The 7,486-nt window shown below is 68.9% G+C and carries 11 protein-coding genes; 5 read left to right on the forward strand and 6 right to left on the reverse strand.

The window, feature by feature from the left end; all coding sequences use genetic code 11:
* The coding region (locus VIM26_RS10805; protein ID WP_331950991.1) for a hypothetical protein at nt 1-181 on the reverse strand (181 nt) is incomplete at its 3' end.
* 140 nt (nt 182-321) lie between these two features.
* On the opposite strand from VIM26_RS10805, the gene VIM26_RS10810 reads away from it, so the two are divergent.
* Nucleotides 322-1,050 (forward strand): AIM24 family protein, encoded by a 729-nt coding sequence (locus VIM26_RS10810; RefSeq protein ID WP_331950993.1) that lies wholly within the window; start codon nt 322-324, stop codon nt 1,048-1,050.
* Between the two features lie 66 nt (nt 1,051-1,116).
* Nucleotides 1,117-1,725, forward strand: coding sequence for a dihydrofolate reductase family protein (locus tag VIM26_RS10815; protein WP_331950995.1), 609 nt, complete (start codon nt 1,117-1,119; stop codon nt 1,723-1,725).
* A gap of 515 nt (nt 1,726-2,240) precedes the next feature.
* Here the strand turns inward: VIM26_RS10815 and VIM26_RS10820 are convergent.
* The 5 genes from VIM26_RS10820 to rlmC all read right to left on the reverse strand — a co-directional run bounded on the left by VIM26_RS10820 (nt 2,241) and on the right by rlmC (nt 5,963).
* Nucleotides 2,241-2,942 carry a DUF4386 domain-containing protein gene (locus VIM26_RS10820; RefSeq protein ID WP_331950997.1) on the reverse strand — a complete coding sequence of 234 codons (702 nt, stop codon included), beginning with the start codon at nt 2,940-2,942 and terminating at the stop codon, nt 2,241-2,243.
* Between the two features lie 83 nt (nt 2,943-3,025).
* Nucleotides 3,026-3,250 (reverse strand): helix-turn-helix transcriptional regulator, encoded by a 225-nt coding sequence (locus VIM26_RS10825; RefSeq protein WP_331950999.1) that lies wholly within the window; start codon nt 3,248-3,250, stop codon nt 3,026-3,028.
* A 2-nt stretch (nt 3,251-3,252) separates the two neighbouring features.
* Nucleotides 3,253-3,672 carry a hypothetical protein gene (locus VIM26_RS10830; RefSeq protein WP_331951001.1) on the reverse strand — a complete coding sequence of 140 codons (420 nt, stop codon included), beginning with the start codon at nt 3,670-3,672 and terminating at the stop codon, nt 3,253-3,255.
* Nucleotides 3,673-3,873: 201 nt separating this feature from the next.
* On the reverse strand, nt 3,874-4,551 hold the full coding sequence (locus tag VIM26_RS10835) for a slipin family protein (protein WP_331951003.1): 678 nt from the start codon (nt 4,549-4,551) through the stop codon (nt 3,874-3,876).
* A 287-nt stretch (nt 4,552-4,838) separates the two neighbouring features.
* Nucleotides 4,839-5,963, reverse strand: coding sequence for a 23S rRNA (uracil(747)-C(5))-methyltransferase RlmC (gene rlmC, locus VIM26_RS10840; protein WP_331951005.1), 1,125 nt, complete (start codon nt 5,961-5,963; stop codon nt 4,839-4,841).
* 102 nt (nt 5,964-6,065) lie between these two features.
* On the opposite strand from rlmC, the gene VIM26_RS10845 reads away from it, so the two are divergent.
* The 3 genes from VIM26_RS10845 to VIM26_RS10855 form a co-directional block, all read left to right on the forward strand.
* Complete coding sequence (locus VIM26_RS10845; RefSeq protein WP_331951007.1) at nt 6,066-6,707, forward strand: hypothetical protein; 642 nt, start codon at nt 6,066-6,068, stop codon at nt 6,705-6,707.
* A gap of 65 nt (nt 6,708-6,772) precedes the next feature.
* On the forward strand, nt 6,773-6,982 hold the full coding sequence (locus VIM26_RS10850) for an STAS domain-containing protein (protein WP_331951011.1): 210 nt from the start codon (nt 6,773-6,775) through the stop codon (nt 6,980-6,982).
* Between the two features lie 46 nt (nt 6,983-7,028).
* Nucleotides 7,029-7,486 (forward strand): NYN domain-containing protein (locus VIM26_RS10855; protein ID WP_331951009.1); only part of this gene is annotated, 458 nt, incomplete at its 3' end.

Below are 7,486 nucleotides of genomic sequence, written 5' to 3' on the forward strand. Positions count from 1 at the left end.
CCTCCGGGGCAGCCGGCCGGCCGCTCGCCTCGAGGTAGGCCAGCACGCCCAGGTCGCGGAAGTATTTCTCGGAGTCACCCCCGCCCGATGACGGACCGCCAAGACCGGCGCTGCCGAGCGCCGTGTCCGCTTTCGCCGCCAGCTCGTTCGCGGCGGCCTTTGCCTTGTCCAGGAAGCCCATGTCCGCTCCTCAATCCGGTCCGGCGGCGAACTGCTCGCCAGGTGTTCGCAAAGCGTACTCACGACGCCGCCCGCGTCATTAGTGTTTCGACCAAGGCCGATCGGGGCCGAGCCGACAACGACGCACGAGGGGCGACAGACATGGCCATCCACGGATCGCTGTTCCAGGACTTCAAGGAGAACACCTCCGAGGACCCGTTCTCGCTGCAGAACAAGAAGCTCCTGAAGATCCAGATGGGCTACGGCCCGGTGTGGGCGAAGACCGGTTCGATGGTCGCCTACCAGGGTGATGTCCGTTTCGAGAACAAGGGTGCGGGCGGCCTCGGGAAGATGTTCAAGTCTGCGGTCACCGGCGAGGGCGTCGACATGATGCAGTGCTCGGGGCAAGGCGAGCTGTTCGTCGCCGACCTCGCCTCCGAGGTGCAGATCATGTACCTGGAGAACGACGCGATCTCCGTCAACGGTCACAACGTGCTCGCCTTCTCCTCCTCGATCGACTGGGACATCCACCGCATCCAGGCCCGCGGCGCCGCGATGACCGGCGGGCTGTACAACGTGTCGCTGCGCGGCACGGGTTACGTCGCCATCACGACCGAGGGCGAGCCGGTGGCCCTCGACGTCGCGACCGCGCCGACCTTCGGTGACGCGCAGGCCGTCGTCCTGTGGACCGCGGGCGTGACCATGGACCTTCGGGTGGACACCGGCGGCATCAAGTCGATGCTCCGCGGCGGCAGCGGCGAGACGTTCCAGATGGCGTTCGGCGGCCAGGGTTACGTCCTCGTCCAGCCGAGCGAGTCGGTCATCCAGGGCGGCACCCAGGCCAGCAGCGGCAACCGCGGCGGGGGCCTCGGGGGGCTCCTGGGCGGCTGACGCACCAGGCATCCAGGATCGAATCGGACCGCGCCCCCCACCCGCTCGCCCGGCAAAGGAGCTGACATGGCAAGCCCCGACACCAACCGCCGCCTGGTCATCGGCAACATCGCACTCTCCCTCGACGGCCGCGTGAACGGCCGCGCGGGCGAGTACGACATGAGCTGGATCGTCCCGCACGCCATCTCGGACGGGGCGCGCGAGCACCTCGTGCGCGTGACGAGCTCGGCGACGACCGTGCTGCTCGGGCGCAAGAACTACGAGGGGTTCGGCGGCTACTGGCCGCCCGTCGCGCACGACGAGGACGCCGACCCGCGCGACCGCGCCTTCGCGACGTGGCTCGACGACGTCGAGAAGGTCGTCTTCTCCACGACCCTGACGCAGCCGACGTGGTCGAACTCCCGGATCGTCGCCACGGACCCGGCCACCGAGGTCCGGCGGCTGCGCGATCGAGGCGACGGAAACCTGATCGTGCTCGCGAGCGTCAGCATCCTCAGGCACCTCCTCGAGGCCGACGAGCTCGACCGGCTGAGCATCACGCTCTGCCCCGAGCTGGTCGGCGGCGGCGCCCGCCTGTTCGACGACGGCGTGCCCGCCTCGTCCTGGGCCCTCACCGACCTGTCGACGACGCAGTCCGGGGCGATCTGCCTCCTCTACGACCGGATCCGCGGCTGACCCAAGCTCCGGCAGCCGCTCGAGTTCGCCCTTTCGAGGCGAGTTCGCCCGTCGAAACCGACGAACTCACGGATAAGTGACGAACTCGATACTGACTGGCCGACTCGCTGGCCCGACCGGCTCGCCCACGGGCCCGACCGGCTCGTGGGCTGACTGGCTCACGGGCCGATTCGCTCGCTGGCCGACCCGCTCGCTGGCCGACTGGCTCGCTGGCCGACTCGCTGGCTGGCTTCCGGCTCGCTGGCCGACCGACGCGCGAGTAGCCGGCGAGCTCGACGCCGGGGTCAGCCCGTCAATCCCGTCAGTGAGTGGGCTCAGTGCATCTCTCAGTGCGGCCAGAGTGCAGTGAATGCGCCGTTTTGGTGCACTTTCGCTGCACAGAGCGCTGCACTGACGTCGAGCAGCAGGCCGGGCAGCGGATCGTCAGCGCGCGTCGGCAAGCGCGGGTTCGCGTAAACCGACGAACTCGCGTCAATTGGGCGAACTCACCAGCGGCACGCGCGCAGCCGGTCGCCTCACGCCATGACGGGGACCTTGCCGGGGATCCGCACGCCCTTGACCAGCAGCCAGCCGACCATCGCGAGCTCCGCGACCGCCGCCGGCATGGTGACGAACGGGCTCAGCGTCGCGGCGACCTCGGGGACCAGGAACTTGGCGAGCATGTCCACGAGGTAGCCGGCGCACCCGATGGCGAGCAGGACCCCGAGCGCCCGCGGGAAGATGCCCGACCGGTAGACCAGGTACCCCAGTGGCAGCAGCCACAGGCCGAAGAACATCTGCGCGATGAGATACCCGTAGTGGTGCATGTCGAGCATGAGCAGCACGAGGGCGTCGGATGCGTCCGAGCCGAGCGCGGCCTGGTAGGTCTCGCTGGTCGCGACGAGGAGTGCCATGAACTGGTGCAGCAGGTTGAGGCTCTGGATCGCGACGCTCAGGGCCACGAAGATCACCATCGTGCGAGCGACGTTCCTGTTCACGTGGCCCAGCAGCAGGTAGAACGCGAACCCGACGAACAGGAAGACCGTGGTCTGCACGAGGTCGGCGACAAAGCCGATCCGGACCAGCTCGGAGTTCGCGACGACGTTCGCGGCCGTCGCGGTGGCGTCACCCGGGACGTACACGGTGGCGCGTGCGAAGAACTCGGCGAAGCCGCCGAAGACGGCGACGATCAGGTACAGGATGCCGGTGATTCTCGCCAGGCGCGTGGATGAGGTCATGATCTCGGTGCTCCTATTTTTGGGTGTGGGGCGTCGAAGGCCACGAGGTGGGTTTCCTCGTGCGCCGGGTGAATTGCGGTGAGCTATTCCTGGGTGTGCGGGTACCCGAAGACGTCGTCGAGCGGCACGTCGAAGGCTCGCGCGATCTGGAACGCCATCTCGAGGGACGGCGAGTACCGGCCCTGCTCGATGGCGATGATGGTCTGGCGGGTCACGCCGACCCGATCCGCCAGGTCGGCCTGCGTCATCTCGCCGTGCGTGAATCGCAAGGTTCGGATCGTGTTCGTGACCTTGGTGGGCTTGACCATGGCTACAGGCCCCTGCGGTACGCGACGATTCGTGCCACCGCCCCGAACAGCGACGAGAGCGTGAACGCTCCGTAGATCGCGTTGGCGATCCAGAAATAGTCGAGCTCGACCATGGTCAGGCCGAGAGCCGCGATCACTCCCGCGACGAGGACGTAGTACTCGACCCGCTCGCCACGCCGACTGATCTGGGTATCGCGCTCGTCCTTCCTGCCGGCGTCCTTCGGCGAGGCCATCCCTGCGAAGATCTCCGCGACGATGTTCACGACGATCGCGACGACGATGGCGGTCAGCATCGGCCCGATGTAGGCGACCTCGGCGACGTCGGTGCTCCGAGCCCTGCCGAGGATCAACGCGAAGTAGACCGCAGGCACGCAGGCCGTGATCACGGCGTAGATCCACGCGCGCTTCTCTTGGAACGACATCTCTCGACTCCCATGTCTAACAAACCTGACATGGACGAACGTAATGCTACCCATACATCGTGTCAAGAGTTCTTTACATCAGGACGATGCCTGCGCCCCGTCCGACCGGATCCGCCGCCCGGCTCGCCGCCGCCGTCGGGCAGGAATGGGAACAAATTGCGCGCGCCGCGAGCAGAACCTTCCGAATCTCGGGTACGCCGCTCACACCGGCGCCGCGTCCGCACCGGCAACCGTCAGCACGACCGTGCCGCCGGTGCGCTCCACCGCGAGCAGCGAGCGCAGCTCCCGCAGGGCGGGGTTGCCCTCGAGCACGCGCGCCGCGTTGGCGAGCGAGCGCAGGGTCGCGGTCTCGCCACGCGCGCGCTCGAGCGAGGCGACCGCCTCCTGACGGGCGACGGCGACCGACGCGAACGTGCGCCGCAGGTCACCGGGGAACGACAGGTCGCGCAGGTCGACCGCCTCGATCTCGGCACCGACGCGCTCCGCCTCGATCCGCACGCGCGGCGCCAAGAACTCGCCCGCTGCCGACCGGGTCGCGAGCAGCTCCTCGGCGGACGACCCACCGACGAGGTCGCGCGCCGCGAGCTGAGCCGCGAGGTACAGCCACTCCACGCCCGAGGCCTCGCCGTCGCCCGAGAGCACCCAGCGCAGCGGGTCGGTGACCGCGTAGCGAACGACCACGGACGCCCGCACGCCGACGCCGTCGGCCGTGAGCACCTCCTGGCCGGCGACCTTGAGCAGCGAGGGGCGCAGGTCGACGAGCGCGAACGCGGTCCGGCGACGCCAGAAGCGGTGCCGGCCCGGCCCGAGCACCCGCGCGGGTGCCCCCAAGCTGTGCAGCACCGCCCGCTCGTATTCCTGCACCACGACGCGGGCCATGTGTTCTTCCTTGCTCTTGCGACTGGTCGGAGAAGCTCGGGTGCACACGCCCGCCGGGCCGACGCGGGACCACCGACGGGGCGTGAGCCACAAAGCCGGTGAGCCGGGGTGCGCCGACCCGACGGCCGTGCTGGGTTGCCCCGCAGGCTCCCCGAACAACGAGGAGACCGTTTACAGCGGATGCGCCGACAACGGGAGACGCCGGACCACCAACGATCCGAGACGTCCAAGAACGACGCGAACGCAGCATAGGACACCCCATCGCGCGGCGTCCCGCGAATTCTTGGCTAGGCCCGCTCGAGCAGCGTCAGGACCTCGTAGTGCCTCGTCTGGGGGAACATGTCGAGCAGGCGCGCGCGGCGCGGTCGCAGCGAGGGCATCGCGGCGAGGTCGCGGGCCAGCGACCCGGAGTGGCAGCTGGAGTAGATCACCTGCCGCACGGACGACGCCTCCAACCACCGGCTGAGCTCGTCGCCCAGCCCGCGACGCGGCGGATTGACGATCACCAGCTCGGGCGCCTGCCTCGCCCCGACCGCGAACGCGGTGGCGTCGCCGACCCGGAAGTCGAGACCCTCCAGCCCGGCCTCGCGGGCGCTCAGCTCCGCGCTCGCGATCGCCTCGGGGCTGATCTCGATCCCGAGCACGTCGCGCCCGGGAGCCGCACAGTGCAGCGCGAAACCGCCGACGCCGCAGTACAGGTCCCAGACCGACGCCGGCGCCAGCTCGGTCACCCAGTCGCGCGCCCGGCGGTACAGGGCCGCGGCGACCTCAGTGTTGGTCTGGAAGAAGCTCTGCGGACGCAGGTACATGTCGAGCCCGTTGACCCGCATCCGCAAGGTCTCCTGCGCGGTGAGCACGATCTCGCGCTCGCCCTCCACGGTCGCCTTGTGCTCGGGGTGCAGGTTGACGCTGACGACCTCCAGCTGTGGCAACGCCGCCAGCAGCTCGGGCAGGTGCTTGCGGATCCGGGAGACCGACTCCTGCGAGCGCAGTACGAAGCGCAGCATCAGCTCGCCGTCGGGCGACTCGGTGACGATCAGGTACTTGAGCTCCCCGGTCCGCCCCGGAACGTCGTACGGGGTCAGCCCTGCCCGCGAGATGAAATCGGCGAGAACGGGGAAGCAGGCATGGATCGCGGGGGTGTACAGGCCGCAGTCCTGGAGGTCCACCCCGCGCCCCGCGGCGTCGAGAATCCCGAGCATCGGCTGCGCGGCGGTCCCGCCCACCACCATCTTCGCCTTGTTCCGAAAGCCCGACTCCCGGCTCACCAACGGCGGCAACCAGGCCAGGTCACCCCGGTCGTCGAGCGCGCGGGCGACGTGGCTCTGCTTCGCGGCGAGCTGCTCGTCGTACGGCTGCTCCATCAGTGCACAGGAGCGGCACCGCTCCGCGGCGAAGTACGAGCAATGCATGAGTTCGAGCCTACGTGACCTGCGCGAAACCCCCACGATCGAGGGTCGGCCGAGCGACGATGGTGTCCGCCACGATCGCCGGACAACATCTCGGGAGTCGTCATGATGCTGTTCCTGACCCTGCTCAGCGGGCTCGCCTGGACGCTCGTCTACACCGACGCCATCAGGGTCGGGTTCCGGGACGCGACCTACGCCATCCCGATCGCCGCGCTGGCGCTGAACTTCGCGTGGGAGGCGATCTACGCGGTCCACGGCCTCACCGAACCGTTTGCGGCGCAGACCGTGGTCAACATCGTCTGGGCGCTTGCGGACACGGTCATCGTCTACACGTACGTCCGCTTCGGGCGCTCCGAGTTCTCGCAGTTCGTCTCCCGCGCGATGTTCGTCGGCTGGGGGGTGCTGTTCTTCGTCGCCTCCTTCGTGGTGCAGTGGCTGTTCGTGGTCGAGTTCGACTGGGAGCTCGCACCCAGGTACGCGGCGTTCTTGCAGAACCTGCTCATGTCCGGGCTGTTCATCGCGATGTTCGTGGCCCGGCGCGGCCTGCGCGGGCAGAGCCTGCTGATCGCCGTCGCCAAATGGGTGGGGACCCTCGCGCCGACGATCCTGTTCGGGGTGATCGAGGGCTCGCCGTTCATCCTCGGCATCGGGCTGCTGTGCAGCGTGTTCGACGTCGTCTACATCGGCCTGGTCTTGAGGGCGACCATGGGGTCGCTCCGACTCGTCGCGGGAGCGAATCAGCGATAGGCGGCTCGCGCTGACGCCGACCCCCGCCGGGCGCCCGGCGGGGGCTCGCGCCTACCCTGGAGCCCATCACCGGGATCGACACGACCGCGCACGACGACCTCATCGAGCGCGACGACCACCTCGACCGGCGAGGGATCAGTCTGGTCTTCGCCGAGATGAAGGGCCCGATCAAGGACCGCCTGGTCAAGTTCGGCGTCGGCGCGCGGTTCGGGCCGGACCACTTCTTCCCCACGGTGAACAATGCCGTCAAGGCGTATCGCCGGACGTCGGGCTGAGCCGACCAGCGCTCCGGTTCCGCTCAGAGGCGAGGATGATGCCTCTGTGACAACTATCGACAACCCAGAGGGCGGACGCCGACTTCGGTGCGCCCTGTTCGTGGACTTCGACAACGTGTACATCGGTCTGCAGCGCCTGGACCCCAGCGCCGCCGAGGCCTTCGCCAGCTCCCCCGCCCACTGGCTCACCGGCCTGGAGCACGGCACGGACGCGGACGGCGACTTCACCCGGCGCTTCCTGGTCCGCTCCTGCTACCTGAACCCCTCGGTGTTCTCCCAGTTCCGCCCCAACTTCACCCGCGCAGGGTTTTCCGTCGTGGACTGCCCGTCGCTCACCCAGCAGGGCAAGAGCAGCGCCGACATCAACCTCGTGCTCGACGCCGTGGACGCGCTGAGCGCCCAGACCCGGTACGACGAGTTCGTGATCCTCTCGGCCGACGCCGACTTCACCCCGCTCGCGCTCCGCTGCCGTGCGGCCGACCGGCGGGTCACGATCATCACCGC

The sequence above is a fragment of the Pengzhenrongella sp. genome, from assembly GCF_036565025.1.
Lineage (GTDB): Bacteria > Actinomycetota > Actinomycetes > Actinomycetales > Cellulomonadaceae > Pengzhenrongella.